Here is a 19,776-nt window from a genome sequence, read left to right as displayed (position 1 = left end):
GATCTGCGGTTTTCTTATTTACTAAAACTTATAAAAATTTGATTAATTGGATGTTGCTGCTTTTTTAGTTTCATCTTTTTTAGCCTTTTCCCATCCGTCTTCCGGCATTAACGTTGCTATATTTTTTTCTTTTGTAAGGTATTTTTTGGCAACATCCTGAAGATCTTTTACCGTAAGTGCTTTTACTTTATCCTGATAATTTAAGATATCATATTTGTCACTTCCATCTAACTGATTTTGGGCAATACCCTGCAGCCAGAATCCATTGTCTTTAAGGCTTGTTTTATATTCGTTGTATTCACCTTCTTTGTATTTATCAAGATCCTTTTGCTCTGGTCCTTTATCTATCAATTTTTGTAATTCTGCCATGGCACTTTTGGTAAGCTTCTCTGCATTTTCAGGACCACAAGGGAAATTAACACTAAAATCATAAACACTGTATGGGATTTTACTGAAGCTTCCACTTGCACCTCCACCGTAGATACCACTTTCATCTTCTCTTAGCTTTTCGAGAACTTTAATGGTAGCAACTTCTCCAAGTGCAGATAATGCCATTGCTTCCTTCTCATTATAAGGAGCTTCTCCGCTGTAAGAAATTGTTACAAGACTCTTCGGTTCTTTTCCTTTTTTATAAACCTTTGTATATCCTCCTTTCACCGGTCTGTAACCTGTATCTTTAAATGTAGATGATTTTCCTGTTGCAGGAAGTGAAGCGATATACTGCAAGACTTCATTTTTAAGTTGTCCTTCATCTATATTCCCTACAAAATAGAAATGGAAGTTTCCTGCATTAGCAAATTTTTGTTTGTAGATATCATAAGCTGTCTTATAATCTGTATTCGCCCAATCTTTTTCGGTAGGTTCAAGGCTAGTGAATCTAGGGTTTTTCTGATTGATAAATTTGGAATATTCATTAGAGAAATAGTATTCTGGATCTGAATCTACATTCGCCAGCATTGCAGATTTCTTTGTTTTGTAGGCGTTGAATGATTCAGGATTGTAATTTAAGTCTGTAAAACAGGCATAGATCAGTTCCATGGCGGTCTTCAGATCTTTTTTTGAACTTGTTCCGGAAACACCTTCTGTAAGTCCACCCACGTAAGCGCTTGCACTTACCTGTTTTCCTGCAAGATAGTGTACAAGATCTGTTTTGGAAAGCCCTGCTAATCCAGCTTCCAGCAAAGCATCAAATGCAAATTTTGTTTTATTGTAATCAGCATCCGGAATGACAGACACTCCTCCCAGGCTTATTGCTGCAAAAACAATTTCATCATCTTTAAAATCTGTTTTCTTGAAAGTAACTTTAGCACCGTTGTTCAAAGTCCATGTGGTAGTTCCTAATTTGGCGTCTGCTTCTGTTTTAGTAATTTTTCCTTCAGATTTAAAAGGCTTTATTAAACTTTCGGTTTTCGTTTTTTCTGCATAAGGTTTAAGATCAGCCATTTTTATGGCATCGAATGTCTTCAGAACCATCGCTTCCGTTGGCATCGTAATATGATCCTTTTTTGGACCAGTAATAACAATGACCCTGCTGTCATCTTTTACCAGCTTTTTGATAATTCCATTGGTCTGTTCCAGTGCTATGGCTGGAAGGATTTCTTTAATATGTTCATATCCCCAGGTAATTCCAGGTATTGGCTCCTGTCTCAGGAAATTATTCACATAACCATCGATGAGCTCCCCGCTTTGGTTTTTATCTTTGTTGTTGTAAGCCCATTCATAAGATGAAAGCATCTGATCTTTTGCTCTGTCCAATTCAGATTGGGTAAATCCGAATCTTTTGGCTCTTTCCACTTCTTCCAAAAGGACCTTCAGTGCATTGAGCTGGTCTCCGTCTTTTGTTGCTGCTGATCCCTGAAATGCTTCTTTGCTTCTTGCAAAAGTTCCCCCGTGATAAACTGAACCATAAGTAAAAGGTGGATTTGTAGAGTTAACCAGTTCTGCCAATCTGCTGTTGAGCATAATATTCACAAGACTTTCTACAATACTTTGATCATACTGCTGAACCGTTACGTCCGGGTGGTACGCCTCAGAATCTTTGATAATGAATTGCACTCCGGAACCTGTTGCATCAGGATCTGTCTCAATAGCTACCAGTGATTCTTTATGGTTCGGAAGATCAAAAGATTTTCTTTCTCTGGGTTTTGGAGGATTTTTATATTGACTGAAGTTATTCTTAATCTTTTTCTCCATATCATCAACATTGATATCTCCTACGACTACAACTGCCATCAGATCCGGCCTGTACCAATCCTGGTGGAATTTTCGGATAAGATCAGGTTTGAAGTTTTCCAGTACTTCTTTTTTACCGATTGGCAATCTTTCTGCATACTGAGATTGGTATAAAAGTTTTGGAAGGTATTTATCCATCATTCTTTTATCGGGTCCAAGACCTAATCTCAGTTCTTCCAGTACCACTCCTCTTTCTTTATTGATTTGTTCGTCAGAAAGTGTTGCATTAAATGCCCAGTCTTCCATTACTTTCAGTCCCACATCCAGATTTCCCGGTTTATCTAATGGTACAGGAAGCATATAAACCGTTTCGTCAAAACCGGTATACGCATTAAGATGCTGTCCGAATTTTACTCCGATAGATTGCAAAAAATCTACTAATTTATTATCCGGAAAGTTTTTGGTTCCGTTGAAATTCATGTGCTCCATAAAGTGAGCCAACCCTCTTTGATTTTCGTCTTCAAGAATAGATCCTGCGTTAATCGCCAGACGGAATTCTACTTTTTTCTCAGGTAAAACATTTTTTTTGATGTAATACTTCATTCCGTTGGAAAGAGTACCGATTCTTAAGGACGGATCCACCGGAATGTTTTGTCCATAGACATTTAGAGACATCAGGAAGATGACTGAAAACGAAGATAATATTTTTTTCATCTACATTATTTTTTGACCTTTCAAAAATATCGATTCTCTGTACCATTAGCCTTTTACCACAGGGTTAAATTGGAGTTAAAAAATTTAAATATTATAAAATAACAGAAAATTGTTTGTTTTATATTACTTAAAATGATTTTTAATTAAAAACATTCATGAATTAATTAAAATAGACTAATTAAAAATAAGGTTATTTTCTTCATTTTTCAAAAGATTATGGTTAATCTACTATTATGTTATCCATTTTCAAACAAAAAAACCGTTGTATAGTACAACGGTTTTCTTATTTTAATTAAAAAAATTAATTAGTAGCACCTGCTTTTACAGTCACTGTTTCTGCTTTTTTAGGTTCCTCTTTTTTAGCTTTTTCCCAGCCATCTTCAGGCATAAGGGTTGCTACAATTCTTCCTTTTGTAAGATATTTTTTCGCAACATTCTGAAGATCTTTTACCGTAAGTGCTTTTACTTTATCCTGATAATTTAAGATATCATACTTGTCACTTCCGTCTAATTGGTTCTTAGCAATGGCGTTCATCCAGAACATATTATCTTTAAGTTCTGTTTTGTTGTCATTGTATTCTCCTTCTTTATATTTATCCAGGTCTTTTTGTTCAGGACCATTATCGATAAGCTTCTGAAGCTCTGTAATAGCACTTTTAGTCAGCTTCTCTGCATTTTCCGGACCACAAGGGAAATTAATACCGAAACTATACGTTCCGTAAGGTATTTTATTCATTCCTCCTCTGGCACCACCTCCATAGATACCACTTTCATCTTCTCTCAGCTTTTCGATAACTTTAATAGTAGCCACTTCTCCAAGCGCTGATAATGCTAAAGCTTCTTTTTCATTGTAAGGAGCTTCTCCGCTGTAAGAGATAGATACCATACTCTTAGGATCTTTTCCTTTTTTATACACTTTACTGTAATCTCCGGTCATCGTTCTGTACCCTGTATCTTTATACATTGCTGCTTTTCCTGAGGACGGCAGACTTGCAATATATTGCAGAACTTCGTCTTTAAATTTGGCTTCGTCTATGTTTCCTACAAAATAGAACTGGAAGTTTCCTGCATTGGCAAATTTATCTTTATAGATATCGTAAGCTTTTTTATAGTCTGTATTGGCCCAGTCTTTCTCCATTGGGAAAACGCCGATAAATCTAGGATTCTTCTGATTCATGAATTTTGCATGTTCATTAGAGAAATAAGCTTGAGGATTAGACAACAGGTTATTCAACATTGCAGATTGCTTTTCTTTATAAGCATTAAAGGAAGCAGGATTATAATTTAAGCTTGTAAAATAAGCATACATCAGCTCCATAGCAGTTCCTAAATCCTTTTGTGTAGTTCTTCCGGAAACCCCTTCAAAAAGAGAAGTTACCATAGGATTTACATTCACTTGTTTACCGGCAAGATAGTTGGTAAGATCTGCTTTTGAGAATCCTCCTACTCCAGCTTCTGTTAATGCTGAGAAAGCAAACTGAGTTTTATTATATTCTGCATCAGGGATAAGAGAACTTCCTCCTAAACTTCTTGCTGTAAATACGATTTCATCGTCTTTAAAATCTGTTTTCTTGAAAGTAACTTTCGCTCCGTTGCTTAAAGTCCAGGTTGTTGTTCCCAACTTGGCATCTGTTTCAGTTTTAGCAATTTTTCCTTCAGATTTGAAAGGTTTCACCAGGTTTTTGATGGCCGCTTTTTCTTCGTAAGGTTTAAGATCAGCCATTTTTACAGCATCAAATGTATTCAGTACCATGGCTTCCGTAGGCATGGTTACATTATCTTTTTTAGGTCCTGTAATTACAATTACCCTGCTGTCATCTTTCACCATTTTCTTGATGATTTCGTTGGTTTGTGCAAGGGTAACAGATGGTAAGAAAGATTTGGTATCTTCATATTCCCATGCTATTCCAGGAATTGGTTCCTGCTCCAGGAAGTTTCTCACATACTCATCTATCAGAATCTCACTTTCTGTTTTATCTTTATTGTTGTAAGATCTTTCAAGGTTGGATAGTACCTGAGATTTAGCTCTATCTAGTTCAGACTGGGTGAATCCGAATCTTTTTGCTCTTTCAACCTCTTCCAATAAGACTTTCAATGCGCTCAACTGGTTTCCTTCTTTCACCATGGCAAATCCCTGGAACGCCTCTTTGCTTCTTGCATATGTTCCTCCGTGGTATACTGACCCGAAGGTAAATGGTGGGTTTGTAGAGTTGATCAGTTCTCTCAATCTGTTATTTAACATGGTCGTTGAAAGATTTTCAACAAGGCTTTGATTGTACTGTTCTACTGTTACATCAGGTTTATAGGCATCAGCATCTTTCATGATAAACTGTACCATGGAATTGGTAGCATCAGGATCTGTTTCAATCGCTACTAAAGTTTCTTTATGATTCGGAAGATCAAAAGATTCTCTTTCTCTTGGTTTTGAAGGATTTTTATATTTGCTGAAGTTATCCTTGATTTTTTTTTCAATTTCGTCCACATTGATGTCTCCTACCACGATGATTGCCATCAGATCCGGTCTGTACCAATCCTGGTGGAATTTTCGGATAACCTCTGGTTTGAAGTTTTCCAACACTTCTTTTTTACCGATTGGCAGTCTGTCTGCATACTGAGATTTATATAAAAGTTTTGGAAGGTATTTATCCATCATCCTTTTATCAGCTCCAAGACCCAGTCTCAGCTCTTCCAATACCACTCCTCTCTCTTTATTGATCTGCTCATCGGAAAGCGTTGCATTAAATGCCCAATCTTCCATTACTTTCAGTCCGGCATCCAGATTTCCTGGTTTATCTAATGGTACAGGAAGCATGTAAACGGTTTCGTCAAAGCTTGTATACGCATTAAGATGCTGACCAAACTTTACTCCGATCGATTGTAAAAAGTCTACTAATTTATTATCCGGAAAATTTTTGGTCCCGTTGAAGTTCATGTGCTCCATAAAATGGGCCAATCCTCTTTGATTCTCATCTTCAAGAATGGAGCCGGCATTGATTGCCAGACGGAAATCTACTTTTTTCTCAGGTAACGTGTTTTTTTTGATGTAGTACTTCATTCCGTTGGAAAGAGTACCAATTCGCACAGATGAATCCACTGGAATATTCTGTCCAAAGGCATTAGCAGACATCAGGAAAATGACTGCAAATGAAGATAATACTTTTTTCATGGTTATTTGATTTTATTTACGGTTTAAAACTAACATTTATTCACAAGGTGAAGAAATCATACAATCTTTTTTATAGTTAAATTTGAGTTAAAATTATTTATATACTAAAAAAACCGGAAAATTCCCGGTTTTTATCTCTTAAAAAAGTATCTTATTATTTAAAATCAGCATCCGAAACTCCGGAGTTAATAACCACTTTTGTGGTTTTAATTGTCATTTTCTGGCCTCCACCTTCAGCATCTACTTCAGCAGGGAACTGTATTCCGTCTACTGCCATATAGCTTTTAATGGTTGCTTTACCTTCTCCGGCATCTGTCTTATACAAAAGACCTGTTCCGGCATCGAAATAGAATTTTCCTTTGTCTGAAGACAGTACATTATAATCTTTTCCGTCAAGTTTTTCTGTAGATACAGTCTGGAAATTAGAAGCATCGAATGCTAAAGCATCCATTGGTTTTCCTTTTTTAAGGTCAGCAATTTTGTCAGCAGGAATATCTGTTTTAGTTCCCATCTGATCAAAATATCCTTTCTCACCGTCAAAAAGCTGCACCATTTCTTTCCCCATGAAAGATTGTACAGATTTGAATTTATTCCCTAATTTCTTGGTTGTCATTTGGATTTCCATTCCCTGCACAGCAACGGTGTTATCAGTAATGGTAGATTTTACAGCGTCCAGTTTATCTTTTCCACCTAGTGCTTTGAAATAATTATCAACAACTTCTTTAGGTGTAAGTTTTGATTTTACGGCTTCTGTTTTAGCAGATGCAGCCCCTTTTTTCTGAGCTGCTGCAGGCACTGAGAAAAGTACAGCGCAGAAAAACGGAATGATGATCTTTTTCATATTTATAATAAAGTTTAAAAAGTAAATATAGGAATATTGGCGGACATACAAATAAATAATGAGTAATGAGCATTAGTAATGAATGATAATTGAGTGATGATGAGTGATAAATAATGAATTTTTAGGTGTGGATGGATAATAAAAAAAACCGTCAAAAAATTGACGGTTTTAAAATATTTATATCTGGGTATAATTATTTCTTAAGTTCTTCTAAAAATTCGTCGTGAGAAATTTTAGTTTCTTTTTTGCTAGCTTTTTCAAGAATTACATCTTTCAATTTAGCCATTGCTACTTCAGAAGAAATTTGTCTTACCTGCTCTTGGTCTTTCAACATTTCAACAGCATATTTTTGGATTTCTTCATCCCCTAAGTGGTGGATTCCGTAGATAGCCAATTGGTTTTTCACCAACTGCTCAGCCTGAGCTAATACATCAGCATAGTCAAGGTTAATTTCATTTTCAGTCATCAATTTACCTTCGATGATCTGATATTTCAATTGGTTTTTCTCAGCTTCAAGAATTTCTTTAGCCTGATCTTCAGACTGGATATTCTGGTTAGAGAATAATAACCACTTCACAAGGAAAGATTCAGGAAGTTTTACTTCTTCTTTCTCTGTTACTTGCTCTAATACTTTATTCACGAAGTGAACATCAGCATTCTGTTGGAAATACTCGTCTAATTCAGTTTTCACTTTATCTTTAAGCTCATCTTCAGACTTAATGTTTCCTTCTCCGTATACTTTGTCGAATAGATCCTGATTAAGTTCAGCTAAATCTAATGAATAGAAATCTTTTACTTTAACTTCTAATTCATTGTGGTGTAGGTGCTCAACTTCTTCTTTGCTGAATCCTAATTCTTTAGCTAATTCTTCGTCACCTGCAAGAGTTTCTTTCGTTACTTTTACAGAACCTTCCATTTTCAAACCTTTTACCAATTTGAAAGCTTCTTTGTTTTCAGCAGTAATAGTAAGGTTTTTTGGGTGGTGGTGGTGCTCTCCTTCAGCATCTTCTTCCACAACCTGAGAAACTTCTAAAGCAATGTAAGAATCTTTAGTAATTTTATCTTGAGGAACCTGCTCAGCGAAACGCTTCTGCATGTTTTCAATGCTCTTACCGATTTCTTTATCAGAAGCTTCTACTTTGTAATGAGGAGCTTCATATTTAGCTAAATCTATAGTGAATTCAGGCTCAAATCCTACTTCGAAAGCAACTTCTAATTGATCAGCATTGTAATCGAATTCGTTTACTGGCTGAGGAACAGGCTGACCAACTAATCTTAGTTTGTTGTCATTAACATAGTTGTTTAAAGCATCAGAAACTTGTCTGTTGATTTCTTCAAATGCAATACCTGCTTCATATTGTTTTTTAACCATACTCAAAGGCACTTTCCCTTTTCTGAATCCAGGAACTTGCGCATTTTTAGCATAATTAATCAACTGCTTCTCTACTTTTTCTTTGTAGTCAGATTTTTCCAATGTTACTGTAAGCAATGCACTTACATCATCATGGTTTTGTGCGGTAACCTTCATTATTGATTAAAATTTTAGGTTGCAAAAATAGGAATTTTTTATGAAAAATACCCATTTAAAATCAACTTATAAAGCCAAATATTGTTAAATAAAAAACCACCGGAGAATTCCGGTGGTCCAAACAAGATTAAAGGTATATTAATTAATAATATTATAGTTAGCCTGTGCATCCGTTTCTCCTCCTGTATGAGTACCGTAAGTCACTCCATTTCCGCTCACAGCAGAAGCTTCAGAAACCGTTACCGGCTCATGGAACAATGTAAGAACCAACTGACTAGGGGCAGAAGCATTTTTCACAGCAGTATTTACTACCCATTTTGTTTTCAACCCTACACGGTTTCCGTCTCCTCTTGTTGACTTTTCATCATCTGTACGGGTTAAAGTAATATCTGAGTTTGGAAAATTATATACTAAGAAATGTTCATCTTTTGCATCTTTGATTTCCTGAGTGGCATCTTCGTCACCGTTCTTGAAAATAACCTCTACATTATAAGTATGGCCATTGATCAGCTTCACATTAGGATTCGTAGTGCTGTTTACCTGATAATCATATACTACCGGAGCTCCACCGGCAGCATCTGTTACTCTTAAGAGAACATCTGAAAGTTCTTCCTGAGGAAGATCATCTGCTTCATCATCGCTTCTGTTACACGATGTTAAGCTTAAAGAAACAGCTAAGAATAAAAGTCCTAAAATAAGTGTTGTATTTTTAAAAATATTTTTCATTTTTTTGATTTTAAGTAATTAAAATTGATATTTAAGAGTTAAAATAAAGTTTCTTCCCATTTCGTTGGAAAAGAAACGAAGTCTGTTCAGATAATCTCTGTACGACGTGTTGAATACATTTCGGATTGAAAAATCAATGCCGAAATTTTTAGACAGATTTACCCCTGTCTGAAGGTTCCAAAGGGAATATCCGTTTGGAGGTGTAGAAATATCCACTTCTTCATTGTAAGCATTTCCGTCTGAATCAAATAATCTGATCGGAACATTATACACTGGAAATCTTGTCTGTTTCAGGAAAGTATTATTACTTACAGTGAAATAGAAATTTTTCCATTCTTTTTTATTGAATTCCAATGAATTGTTAAAATTCGGAGGCATCATAAGAATAAGCGGTACATCATGAGTCTGATCCTGCCCATAAACGTAAGATCCGCTTCCTTTGTAAGTCAGATTATCTGTGATCTTAAGCTGAGCATCAATATCCAATCCGTACATTTTTGCATTGATCTGTTGATAGTTGTATACCACAAAAGCTCCTCCCCACTGAGTATTCTGATATCCTGTAGGAATCTGGTTGATAAAATTCTGAGTATAAAAGAAATAGGGGTTTACTGAAATATTCAATCCTTTTAGAACATTCGCTTTTACATCTGCCACCAAGTTAAACTGATTTCCGGTTTCGCTTTTCATTCTCATATCTCCTCTTTCAATAATGGCTGCAGAATGGTGAAGTCCGTCAGCAAAAAGCTCTGCAATATTCGGAGACCTTGAAACTCTGGCATAATTAAATTTCAGATTGAAATATTCGGAAGGGTGATAAACAATTCCACCGTTTACTGAAATATTATTATACGTTAATGACGGCTTGGTAAGAATTCTGTTTTGGTTGATTCTTACTACAAAATCTGAATAATCTGCAGCATAAAGTTTATTCCAGTCGCTCAGATCATACCATTTTGTGACATCATAATGATCATAATCATATCTGCCTCCCAGTTCCAGATCCAATTCGGATGCAATTTTATATTTTAATACGGAATAAATCCCTGCATAATATCTGTCATAATTCGGAACAAGACGTCTTGCTTCGGTCTGCGTATTGGAATAATTATTCTGGTATCCTGCATTAATTCCTGTTTCAAGATTCCAGTTCCCTCTTTCTATCAGATGGTTTACATTCAGATCATTAGTGATCAGTTCAAGATCTAATGCCGGTTTTTTGCTCAAAGCTTCTGTACGTCTGATATCATATTCTTTTCTATGATTGTACTGAAAGCTATACGTAGCCGTGATTTTTCCAAAATTTTCAAATCTTTTGTAAGCAGAAACTTTAGCAATATGATGCTCAATTTCCTGTTTAGGATTGTCAATATCATAGCTAAAATCTCTCTGATAAATTGGTTCTGGTGATGTAAGAGCATTACGTAGATCTTCAGAGTTCCCTACGTGAGAACTTCTAAGAATCCCGACTGTGCTTTTCGTCAGATAATAATCAAATGAAAATCCTTTTTCAAATGTCATTTTCTGTACACCAAAATTAAATCCTGAACTCTCAAGACCAGTATTCATCAAGCCATACTCCGGAGCTTCAAGATCTCCCAGTTTTTTATAGCTTCCATTGGTTTTTATAGCCCAACCATTCTCCCAGGTTTTTGCCAATTTTACATTAAGATCAGCTCCTCTTCCGTTGGAAATCCCGGAAAGAGAAACATTTCCCATAATGGTATCTTTCTTAGGTAAAACCTGAGGCTGCAAAACAACTACTCCACCTACGGCTCCGGCACCATATTTCAAAGCAGATGCTCCTTTGATGACATCAATATGTTCAAAATTATTGACATCAACATTGGGTGCATGCTCTACTCCCCATTCCTGCTCGGCTAGTTTTACCCCATCATTAAGAATCGAAACTCTACTTCCATAAAGCCCATGGATAATAGGTTTAGCAATATTATTTCCTGTTTTAAGAACGTTGACACCGGAAATATTGGTTAATAAATTCCCTAAGTTTTCGGTGACATTTCTTGAAAGCGTTGATTTATCAAGTGTTTTCACCACCATACTTCCATTGTTCTTGTGGCTACCATGAATAGTCACAGTTTCAATATCTTTAACGTGATGTTCCAGTGTAATCACCAGCTGAACATCCTGATCAACTCCTATATTTTCAGTATAATCATCACAATCAGGATGCTGAGCAATGAGTGTATACTTTCCTGCAGGAATCTTGTCAAAAGAAAATTTACCTTTCTTGTTTGTTTTGGCTGTAAAGTTCCCGATTTTAATCACTGCATTTTCCAGCAATGTTTTATCATGGAAATCATGAACGGTTCCCTCTACAGTATAAGTTTTTTGTGCACTTGTAAATACTGATCCGCAAAAGATCAGCAGCAGGCAATATATCAATTTCATTGTAAATAGATTGATTGCGCACCCTTTTCAACAGGGTACATTTTTCGTTAAAATTTGTGGGAAGGGTCAGTTTTGATGGTACAATGTATTCCTGGTAAGAAGTTAGGAGCCGGAAAATAGTAATTGAACATTATTAAATATCAATTACAGATTATCAGGTATTTTTCCCAACAACTTTAAACATTGAATTTGAAGTAGTAAACATTGAACTTTAAAGTACAAAACTTTAAACCCTATAGAATCTGTGAATTATGCAAGTGCGGGCGGTCCCCGAAGCTGAAAAGTGAATTTGGTCTGTGACCAGATTTTCTCCTGGATGGCAATGATTTGTTTTACTTCATGGCTGTAATGCTCAAAAGTAAAGTTAAATTCTTCAGGAGCTAATGTATGTCCGGTAACCAAAAAGTGGCAGGCCAGACAGTCGCCAGCTTTCTCTTTAGTAACGGCTTTCGTCATCGTATTCTCAACTTTTTTAAGATGAAATGCCTTAAAATAATCTACAGAATCGTGATGGTGAAAGCTTTGAGAAAGCAGCGCAAGGAAATATACTCCAAACAATAGCTTGGAGATAAAACTCTTTAGGTTTCTGCTTTCTTTAAAAATCATGGTTCAAAATTATGAAAATAATTTAATTGTTTCCTTAAACTTTTATTAAATTACTTTATGATTGTTGACAATAGGTAGAAATGAATACGTTTTTGTTACAAAAAAAATGCTTCATCCTATTGATTTGATGAAGCATTTATATTTTAAGTTTAATCCAGTTGGGTTCCAAGATATTCCCACTCCTGCAATGCTGTTTCCAGCTCTTCCTTAGCTTTATTGTATTGCTCTAAGGTTTCATCGGAAGGATTTTCTTTGGTAAAAGAAGTTTCCATTTGCTCTATTTTTGTTTCAAGCTCGGAAATTTTCTCTTCTACTTTTTTGATTTTATTCTGAATATTTTTCTGTTCTTTACTTACAATATTTGAAGATTGACTGCTGGTTACTGCAGGTTTTTCTTCTACTTTCTTAGGTTCTACCTTTACTTCGCTGTGAAGTTTTGCCTTTTCTGCCGAAATTTCTCTGATGGTTTCCTTTTGTCTGTACTCAAGGTATTCATTAATATCTCCAAGGAATTCTTTCATTTTCCCATCACGGAATTCGTAGATCTTATCACAAAGTCCCTGAAGGAATTCCCTGTCGTGCGAGATTACGATTAAAGTTCCTTCAAAATTCTGCAGAGCCAGCTTGATAATTTCTTTAGACTGGATATCCAGGTGGTTGGTAGGTTCGTCCATGATCAGCGTGTTGAAAGGACGAAGTAGCAGTTTACAAAGTGCCAGACGGTTTCTTTCTCCTCCGGAAAGTACTTTTGTCTTTTTAGTAACAGCATCTCCCTGGAAAAGGAAAGATCCCAGTAAATCTCTTACTCTTGGTCTTGTTTCTTCTGTTGCAGCATCTTCGGCTTCTTCCAGAACCGTTTTATTAGGGGTCAACACCTCTTCCTGATTCTGAGCGAAATATCCAATGTTGACATTATGTCCAAGATTCCAGGCACCGGAATAATCTTTAATATCTCCGGCTAAAATTTTAGCCAATGTTGTTTTTCCTTGTCCGTTCTGTCCTAAAAGAGCAATTCTGTCTCCTCTCTGAACGATAAAGTCTACATCATCAAAAATCTGCTTCTGCCCGTAAGCTTTTCCAAGATTGATGGCTTCGAAGATCACTTTCCCCGGAACCATAGACTGTACGAAACGGATATTGAATTTCGAAACGTCCTCGTTATCAACTTCAATACGTTCAATTTTATCTAATTTCTTAATAAGGGACTGCGCGAAAGATGCTTTAGTAGCACTTGCACGGAACTTATTAATGTTGTCTTCCATTTGCTTGATCTCCGCATCCTGATTCTTTTTAGCCTGAATCAGTTTTTCACGGCGATCTTCTCTCATTACAAGATATTTCGAGTAATTAGCTTTATAATCATCAACTTTTCTATTGTTGATATCGAAAGTACGGTTACACACCGCTGTCATAAACTGTTTATCGTGACTTACAAGAACAATGGCTCCCGGATAGTCTTTCAGGAAGTTCTCCAGCCAGATGATGGATTCCATATCCAGGTGGTTGGTAGGCTCATCGAGAAGCATAATATCATTCTTCTGAAGAAGTAATTTTGCCAATTCGATTCTCATTCTCCATCCTCCGGAAAATTCATCAGTGATTTTTTGGAAATCATCTGCTTTAAATCCTAAACCAAATAATACTTTTTCCATGTCACCTTCAAGATTGTAGGCATCATGGTTCATCAAAAGGTCATTCAGTTCGGTCATTTTATTAATCAGATCTGTATAGGAATCACTTTCGTAGTCTGTTCTCACAGTCATTTGGTGATTCACCTCTTCAAGCTCATTTTTCCAGGCATTGATCTGTTCGAAAGCCTGCATGGTTTCTGCCCACACCGTTCTTCCTTTTACGAAATCAAGATCCTGTTTAAGGAAACCAATGGTAACACTTCCTTCAGTCACTACTTCTCCTTCGTAGAAATTAATTTCTCCGGAAAGCATTTTCAATAAAGTGGATTTTCCCGCTCCATTTTTACCAACGAGACCTACTTTATCATCCTTTTTAATGGTGAAATTGACATTTTGAAATAAATAATTTCCTGAATGGTGTAATCCTAAACTTTGAACCGAAAGCATCTTAATTAATAATTAGTAATGAATAATGAATTTTCGGGTGCAAAAATACGGAAAAAGAAATGAATAGCCCAGAAATAAAAAAAGCTGCTCCAAACGAACAGCTTTTTATTTTTACGAAAACGGATTTCAGAAAAGGATTTATTTAATGAATATTGATAAGCTGTAATATTGACTGTCCTTCTGATACAGGAGCTACCGGAGCTGCTCCGGGTGCGTTTGTAATACCATAAGTTCCGGGAATCATCTCTAAATCATATTTTACATTTTTATCATTGAATATGAGTTTACATCCCGGTGCCATTGTACGGTTGGTAACAGATCCTGAATTCATATTGGTCTGAGCAGCGAATAAAACTATATTTTCATTAGGCTGCATAGTCACCTGTCCCTGTGACATACAACTAAATGCACAGAATGGCTGAAACTCTCCGTTTACTTTTGCTGCAAGTCCAATGGTTATATTAGGTATACCCAGGAATCTGTCATTTCTTACTGTGATCATTCCTGCAGGAGCTGGTCCGTTTATCGAAAATGAACCATCCGGATGGAAAGTTACAGCTGTACCCAAGGGAATTTCCTCTGATAAAGCCTGCATCTGAATGGTTGAGTTCGGCTCAATAATTCCTTTATTATAAACATATACTTTATATTGGGGTTCACAATCAATTTCTATTGTATCAAAAACATCCAAAAAGTTGATGGCAAACCAAGCCGGCACTCCTGTATTAAGCTGATCAAAACCTGTGGCTCCTTTATATCCCATAAGCTGGTAACCATTTTCCTGAAGATACTGTAAAATGGCTTTTTGTTCTTGTGATGTAAAATCAAAATTAATTGTGTATAATGTAGTTCCTGATTTTTGCATGAGTGTCTTTTCCATTGTTTTAATCTTTGGTGCTCTTACTCTTTTTGATATTAGGCTTTTCAGAATACGCCTTTGTTCATATTTTTATTTTGAAGCTTCATGGAATGAACAATTCAAAGTAACGAGAATTACCGTTCAAAATCTACAGTATAATGTACTAAATGTATCACTCCGTAATTATACTCAACTGATCGTTAATAATTTATAAAAAAAGGAGACACCCTCAGATGTCCCCTAACCTAAATTTAAAACTGAGAAGTATTTTCATTAATTCTTCCATTCATTTAATATGGTAGTTGCCGGTATTTTTACAATAGAGCGAACCCATATATCATTATTGGGAACGTTTGTTCCATAAAGAAAATCTGCAACAAAACTGTCTTCCGGCAGATGAAGCTCAACGGAAAGCCTTTTTGTGTGGCTTGTTTCATCTACAGAGGTACGGCTTGAGACGTTTAATCCATTATTGATCAGTTCAATATTAATTTCACGCTGGGTTCTGTACTGAAAACTATCACTATACAATCCGAAGTTTGATGAAATATGAGTATAATCTGAAAATCTTCCGAAATCATATATGGGCTTTTTGCTTGTAGAAAGATCTTTTAAATACTCTTTCATTTTGATATAAAACCGATTGAGAAAAATATGTTTATTATAATCTGTTCCAAAATAGGCTTCATTCTCGGTACTAAATACTGATAATATGGTATTGGTCTCATCCATCATCAGTTTTCCATATACTTTTGACAGATCATTGTATACTTTATCCCTGCAAACATAGGCCTGTGAAAGGCCATCCACTGTTTCCACTTTATATTCCGAGAGTAAAGCATCCCATATTTTATTTCCATCAGCATTGGTTTTTGCATTTCTGATATCGGAAACATAGTTATGCAGATCATCAACATTAATGAAATCTGTAGAAATATAAACAGATTGTGGACCTTCCAGATATCCGCCTCCAATGTCTGCATGATCTCCAGGAACAAATACTTCTTTCCAAACTGATAACTGATTTTCTGATTTCTGATCCTGCATTGTTTTCGAATTCTCAAACAAACCTGTCAAGGGAAAGAAAAACCTGCCCTCATTGACTGCACAGAAGTGTAAAACATTCTCTACCTGTGCAGAAATCTTCATATTATAAGTATTAAAAGGCTTGGACTCAACCGTATCAAAAAGGCCCAAAAATTTTATTCTGCAATTTCCTACTGCATAAAAAGTCAGAAGCTGATTACAGAAAGTTCTTGCTAACATACCTCCTCTCCCGAATCCGTAGATGTAGAAATGGTATTCCTTGGTCTCATCATGGGTTATTTTTTGTACAAAATCTCCGGCTTTCTGAAGTTTATCATCAGATGAATACCCGCTTCCATAGGGTGGATTTGCACATGTTGCCATGGCAAAATTATTATCTTCACTGCCTGTTGCGGTGCCAATTCCTTCAATATATATTTTTTCATCTCCAACGAATAAACTGTATAATTTATAGATATTGCTGAAAGTACCATAATAGCTTTCATTATTGTTCAGCGGTTTATCCGGTGAAAGAATATTTACCCCATTATTTCCTGTACCGTCAAAGAAAATCCCGACGGAAATCACTCTGCTACCATTCATGTTTTTACTTTAATTTTTTATTACAGATCTTGTTTGTGTTTTTTTTCAACTAACATCCCTAAAAGAGACATTCCAAAATAACAGAAGAAAAATAAGGTTCGCTAGAGTGAAAAGTACCAAATAAAAAAATCCGTATTTCTACGGAATCAAATTACATTTTTTCAAGGGAGTAAATATTGTTTACAATGGCATAGATCACTATTCCCACAGTATTTTTAGCTCCGATTTTCTCCAGGATGCGTTGTCTGTGACTTTCTACAGTTCTTGGGCTGATAAAGAGTTTTTCTCCTATTTCATTGTTGGTCAATTCCTGGCAGATCAGTTTTACTACATCTTTTTCTCTTTCGGATAATTCGTCTTCTGTTTCAAAAAGTGAATTTTTCTTGGCAGAACTGTTCATATAAGTAAACAGCATCTGATGATCTTCAGCCGTGAAAAAGACTCCGTTTTTATCTACCATTGTAATGGCATCAATAAAGGTTTTCTTATTCGAATTTTTGGGAAGAAATGCTGATACTCCCAGCTTAACCATGTATCCAAGAATAGAGGTTTTATAGTGTGATGAGAGGATAATAATTTTAAGATCGGGATATTTTTCCTTCAGGATTTCTACCAGTTCAAAACCGTTCATAGGTTTCATCTGAACATCTACGAGGGCAATATCAGGAAATTCATCTTTTGAAAGTTTTCCGAGGTCTTCTATAAAATCGGGGCCATTATCTGCGGTAAGGCAAACCGATATATTTTTTTCATTGGACAGCAACATTTTTACCCCTTCGAGGATCAGCTGTTCATCATCAATCAGTGCTAGTTTGATTTGGGAACTCATGATATTTTGGAATTTTTATGATTAAACGACTTCCTTTATTCGAAAATGTTTTTTTCCATTTGTGTGTGGCATTCATTGATTTGATGCGGGATTCAATATTTTTAATTCCCATCCCTTTTTTAACATCTTCATATTCAAATCCCTGCCCGTTATCAGAAATTACTACTGCCATATTTTCGGGATAATCCTTAATATAAATCCAAAGATCTGTTGCATCTGAATGCTTGATCACATTGGTAGTAAACTCCTGAATAATCCTGTACAACTGCACTTCCACAAAAAGATCTTTCTTTTCATATCCCTGCATCACCTGCATAGAAATATTAATTTTATGGGAAAGGTTGGCGATTAATTCCTCTACATATAAAACCAGCCCCACTGATTCCAGATTTACAGGGTATAATGAATGGGAAATACTTCTGGCAGCATCAATCAAAGAAGACATCTGACCGTAGATATTTTTTTTGATCAGTTCATCACCCTGAGTATCGAGGTTATTCAGCCATAAAGAAAGAATATTGAGGCGGTTTCCGATATCATCATGAATCATCACTGCAATTCTTTTCCTTTCTTCTTCCTGAGCCTTAATATTTTCCAGAACTAATTTTTTCTGATGAAGAACTTCCGCTTCATGTTGTACACTTTTCTCCTTAATAATTCTGGTAATAAAAGCCCTGTAAGCTAGGAGAATAAAGGATACGATAACTGTTATGGTAACAATTATCAGGATCAGCAGATTGATATTTAAGGTTACTTCTTTAATCTGAAAAAAGTATATAAAAATGAACAGTACAAAATACTCGAAAGAATATTATTGGCACTGAGAATAGTATAATAATCGTTTTCGGACAGATTGGCGATCTGGTGCTGAATGATAAAAATAAATACTGAGACAGAGTAATAGAAAAAAATACTGGCATCTACAAGAAGAAAACGGTTCTGTGTAGAGGTATTCTTAATCTCCCGAATCAGGGTAAATCCGGAAAGGCAAATAATGATAATATTGGAAACCACTTTCGCTATATCAGCATTAGCAGGATAATCAAATCCGTATTTCGAGATCATAAAACCTGTCGCCAATGTACCTACAATCCACAAAACATATCTTGGCCAGTCCAGCTTTCTGATAAATAAACCTGTAAGCAGGAAAAACTCTCCCGCTATATAGATAGGATAGAGAAATGATGTATCATTCAATCTGAAGATATAAGGTAGGGCCAGATTCAGCATTTCAATAAAAAAAAGAAAAGCAATACAATGAAAATATTGCTTTTCTTTATGATTTAATATGCGGTATTTTGCTGCTCCCAGTAGTATAACGGACAGGAGCAGTGCATAGTTCAGGAATAAAATTGCCTTATAAAGTTCAGCCATTCCTCAGTATATCGTTTTAAAATTCACTTCCTACATCTACATCCGGGATACGGCAGATAGGAGGACATGGTTTTGCCCAGTCGTAAGTATTGGAAATTGATTCTGCTCCCAGTTCTGCATTCCTAAGGTTTTCACGGAAAGAGATAAAGATAAGCGTTACCAACATTTTCCCGTAAATATCATTGTATCTGATCCCAAAAGAACAGGTAATACCTGCTAAACCATCATCTGAAAGGCAAAGATCTGCTGTAGGAACATAAAATTTTCTAAAAATTCCACTTCCCTGATTTTCTCTGGTCTCTTTATAAAACCAGTCCATACCTTGATTTCTCCAACGTTCAATAGCATCTACAGCTTTGTCCTGTTCAAGAATTGGTGTATTGGAAACCGGCAATCCCATATTGGCATTTTTCTCCATGCTTTCAAGATCTTTAGAAAGAACGGCGTTTCTAATAAGCGTATACTCCTGAATTTCCTGCAATCTCAGATCTTTTTCAAGCTCGGTAAGAAAGCTGTATGGATATTCTTTTACATCTATTTTTACCCCATCATTGTTCATAGGATAAAAGATAAGAATCAATCGGTCTCTGTAAATTCCTACTGCAGCACAGAAGTCTTTATAATCCTTAAACCCCTTCATCCATTCAAGGTGTTCTCTGGAAATATTAAAAACATAGTTGGTAGGGATAAGCTTTTGAATTTTGGAAAAGTCAGAAAGACATGCTTTCCACTGGTTTGACGCTGCTCTACATTCTTCTACAGGCAGCATATAGTCTACAATGTTTAATGTTGACATAAGCATAGTTTTTAGTCGTATAAAAATATACAAACTAAATATGCTA

General features: G+C 35.8%; 14 protein-coding genes. All 14 read right to left on the bottom strand.

What is annotated here, in order from left to right:
* Nucleotides 1–42: 42 nt before the first annotated feature.
* On the bottom strand, nucleotides 43–2,886 hold the full coding sequence (locus REB14_RS08885) for a M16 family metallopeptidase (protein ID WP_309522002.1): 2,844 nt from the start codon (nucleotides 2,884–2,886) through the stop codon (nucleotides 43–45).
* A gap of 301 nt (nucleotides 2,887–3,187) precedes the next feature.
* Nucleotides 3,188–6,052: a M16 family metallopeptidase gene (locus tag REB14_RS08880; RefSeq protein WP_309522001.1), complete on the bottom strand. Its 2,865-nt coding sequence runs from the start codon at nucleotides 6,050–6,052 to the stop codon at nucleotides 3,188–3,190.
* Between the two features lie 154 nt (nucleotides 6,053–6,206).
* Nucleotides 6,207–6,893 carry a hypothetical protein gene (locus tag REB14_RS08875; RefSeq protein ID WP_079243006.1) on the bottom strand — a complete coding sequence of 229 codons (687 nt, stop codon included), beginning with the start codon at nucleotides 6,891–6,893 and terminating at the stop codon, nucleotides 6,207–6,209.
* A gap of 193 nt (nucleotides 6,894–7,086) precedes the next feature.
* Nucleotides 7,087–8,421, bottom strand: coding sequence for a trigger factor (locus tag REB14_RS08870; protein ID WP_309522000.1), 1,335 nt, complete (start codon nucleotides 8,419–8,421; stop codon nucleotides 7,087–7,089).
* Nucleotides 8,422–8,559: 138 nt separating this feature from the next.
* Nucleotides 8,560–9,147 carry a hypothetical protein gene (locus REB14_RS08865; protein WP_079243008.1) on the bottom strand — a complete coding sequence of 196 codons (588 nt, stop codon included), beginning with the start codon at nucleotides 9,145–9,147 and terminating at the stop codon, nucleotides 8,560–8,562.
* 18 nt (nucleotides 9,148–9,165) lie between these two features.
* Entirely contained in the window at nucleotides 9,166–11,559 is a 2,394-nt protein-coding gene (locus REB14_RS08860) for a TonB-dependent receptor (protein WP_309521999.1), read from the bottom strand.
* A gap of 249 nt (nucleotides 11,560–11,808) precedes the next feature.
* Nucleotides 11,809–12,165: a hypothetical protein gene (locus tag REB14_RS08855; protein WP_034696841.1), complete on the bottom strand. Its 357-nt coding sequence runs from the start codon at nucleotides 12,163–12,165 to the stop codon at nucleotides 11,809–11,811.
* Nucleotides 12,166–12,314: 149 nt separating this feature from the next.
* Nucleotides 12,315–14,243, bottom strand: a complete 1,929-nt coding sequence (locus REB14_RS08850) for an ABC-F family ATP-binding cassette domain-containing protein (protein ID WP_079243010.1) — start codon at nucleotides 14,241–14,243, stop codon at nucleotides 12,315–12,317.
* Between the two features lie 142 nt (nucleotides 14,244–14,385).
* The gene (locus tag REB14_RS08845; protein ID WP_145953295.1) at nucleotides 14,386–15,123 is read right to left on the bottom strand and encodes a hypothetical protein; all 738 of its coding nucleotides are present in this window, start codon (nucleotides 15,121–15,123) and stop codon (nucleotides 14,386–14,388) included.
* 252 nt (nucleotides 15,124–15,375) lie between these two features.
* Entirely contained in the window at nucleotides 15,376–16,731 is a 1,356-nt protein-coding gene (locus REB14_RS08840) for a T6SS phospholipase effector Tle1-like catalytic domain-containing protein (RefSeq protein ID WP_079243012.1), read from the bottom strand.
* A 151-nt stretch (nucleotides 16,732–16,882) separates the two neighbouring features.
* A complete protein-coding gene (locus tag REB14_RS08835; RefSeq protein ID WP_079243013.1) occupies nucleotides 16,883–17,560 on the bottom strand; it encodes a response regulator transcription factor in 678 nt (225 codons plus the stop codon).
* Nucleotides 17,529–18,110 carry a sensor histidine kinase gene (locus REB14_RS08830; RefSeq protein WP_238594290.1) on the bottom strand — a complete coding sequence of 194 codons (582 nt, stop codon included), beginning with the start codon at nucleotides 18,108–18,110 and terminating at the stop codon, nucleotides 17,529–17,531. Before REB14_RS08830 ends, REB14_RS08835 begins: the two co-directional genes overlap by 32 nt.
* A gap of 200 nt (nucleotides 18,111–18,310) precedes the next feature.
* Nucleotides 18,311–18,934, bottom strand: a complete 624-nt coding sequence (locus REB14_RS08825; RefSeq protein ID WP_309521998.1) for a hypothetical protein — start codon at nucleotides 18,932–18,934, stop codon at nucleotides 18,311–18,313.
* 16 nt (nucleotides 18,935–18,950) lie between these two features.
* Nucleotides 18,951–19,730, bottom strand: coding sequence for a hypothetical protein (locus REB14_RS08820; RefSeq protein ID WP_238594291.1), 780 nt, complete (start codon nucleotides 19,728–19,730; stop codon nucleotides 18,951–18,953).
* Nucleotides 19,731–19,776 lie beyond the last annotated feature (46 nt).

Source organism: Chryseobacterium metallicongregator, assembly GCF_031324065.1.
Taxonomy (GTDB): Bacteria; Bacteroidota; Bacteroidia; order Flavobacteriales; family Weeksellaceae; genus Chryseobacterium; species Chryseobacterium metallicongregator.
Note: the sequence above shows the minus strand (reverse complement) of the source record. Positions and strands in the feature narration are given on the sequence as shown.

What these genes read in the sequence shown, in the direction of transcription:
- REB14_RS08845 (WP_145953295.1), bottom strand. Translation starts at nt 15,123, where the DNA reads ATGGAAAAGACACTCATGCAAAAATCAGGAACTACATTATACACAATT.
- REB14_RS08880 (WP_309522001.1), bottom strand. Translation starts at nt 6,052, where the DNA reads ATGAAAAAAGTATTATCTTCATTTGCAGTCATTTTCCTGATGTCTGCT.
- REB14_RS08840 (WP_079243012.1), bottom strand. Translation starts at nt 16,731, where the DNA reads ATGAATGGTAGCAGAGTGATTTCCGTCGGGATTTTCTTTGACGGTACA.
- REB14_RS08820 (WP_238594291.1), bottom strand. Translation starts at nt 19,730, where the DNA reads ATGTCAACATTAAACATTGTAGACTATATGCTGCCTGTAGAAGAATGT.
- REB14_RS08885 (WP_309522002.1), bottom strand. Translation starts at nt 2,886, where the DNA reads ATGAAAAAAATATTATCTTCGTTTTCAGTCATCTTCCTGATGTCTCTA.
- REB14_RS08865 (WP_079243008.1), bottom strand. Translation starts at nt 9,147, where the DNA reads ATGAAAAATATTTTTAAAAATACAACACTTATTTTAGGACTTTTATTC.
- REB14_RS08850 (WP_079243010.1), bottom strand. Translation starts at nt 14,243, where the DNA reads ATGCTTTCGGTTCAAAGTTTAGGATTACACCATTCAGGAAATTATTTA.
- REB14_RS08875 (WP_079243006.1), bottom strand. Translation starts at nt 6,893, where the DNA reads ATGAAAAAGATCATCATTCCGTTTTTCTGCGCTGTACTTTTCTCAGTG.
- REB14_RS08870 (WP_309522000.1), bottom strand. Translation starts at nt 8,421, where the DNA reads ATGAAGGTTACCGCACAAAACCATGATGATGTAAGTGCATTGCTTACA.
- REB14_RS08860 (WP_309521999.1), bottom strand. Translation starts at nt 11,559, where the DNA reads ATGAAATTGATATATTGCCTGCTGCTGATCTTTTGCGGATCAGTATTT.
- REB14_RS08830 (WP_238594290.1), bottom strand. Translation starts at nt 18,110, where the DNA reads ATGATTCATGATGATATCGGAAACCGCCTCAATATTCTTTCTTTATGG.
- REB14_RS08855 (WP_034696841.1), bottom strand. Translation starts at nt 12,165, where the DNA reads ATGATTTTTAAAGAAAGCAGAAACCTAAAGAGTTTTATCTCCAAGCTA.
- REB14_RS08825 (WP_309521998.1), bottom strand. Translation starts at nt 18,934, where the DNA reads ATGGCTGAACTTTATAAGGCAATTTTATTCCTGAACTATGCACTGCTC.
- REB14_RS08835 (WP_079243013.1), bottom strand. Translation starts at nt 17,560, where the DNA reads ATGAGTTCCCAAATCAAACTAGCACTGATTGATGATGAACAGCTGATC.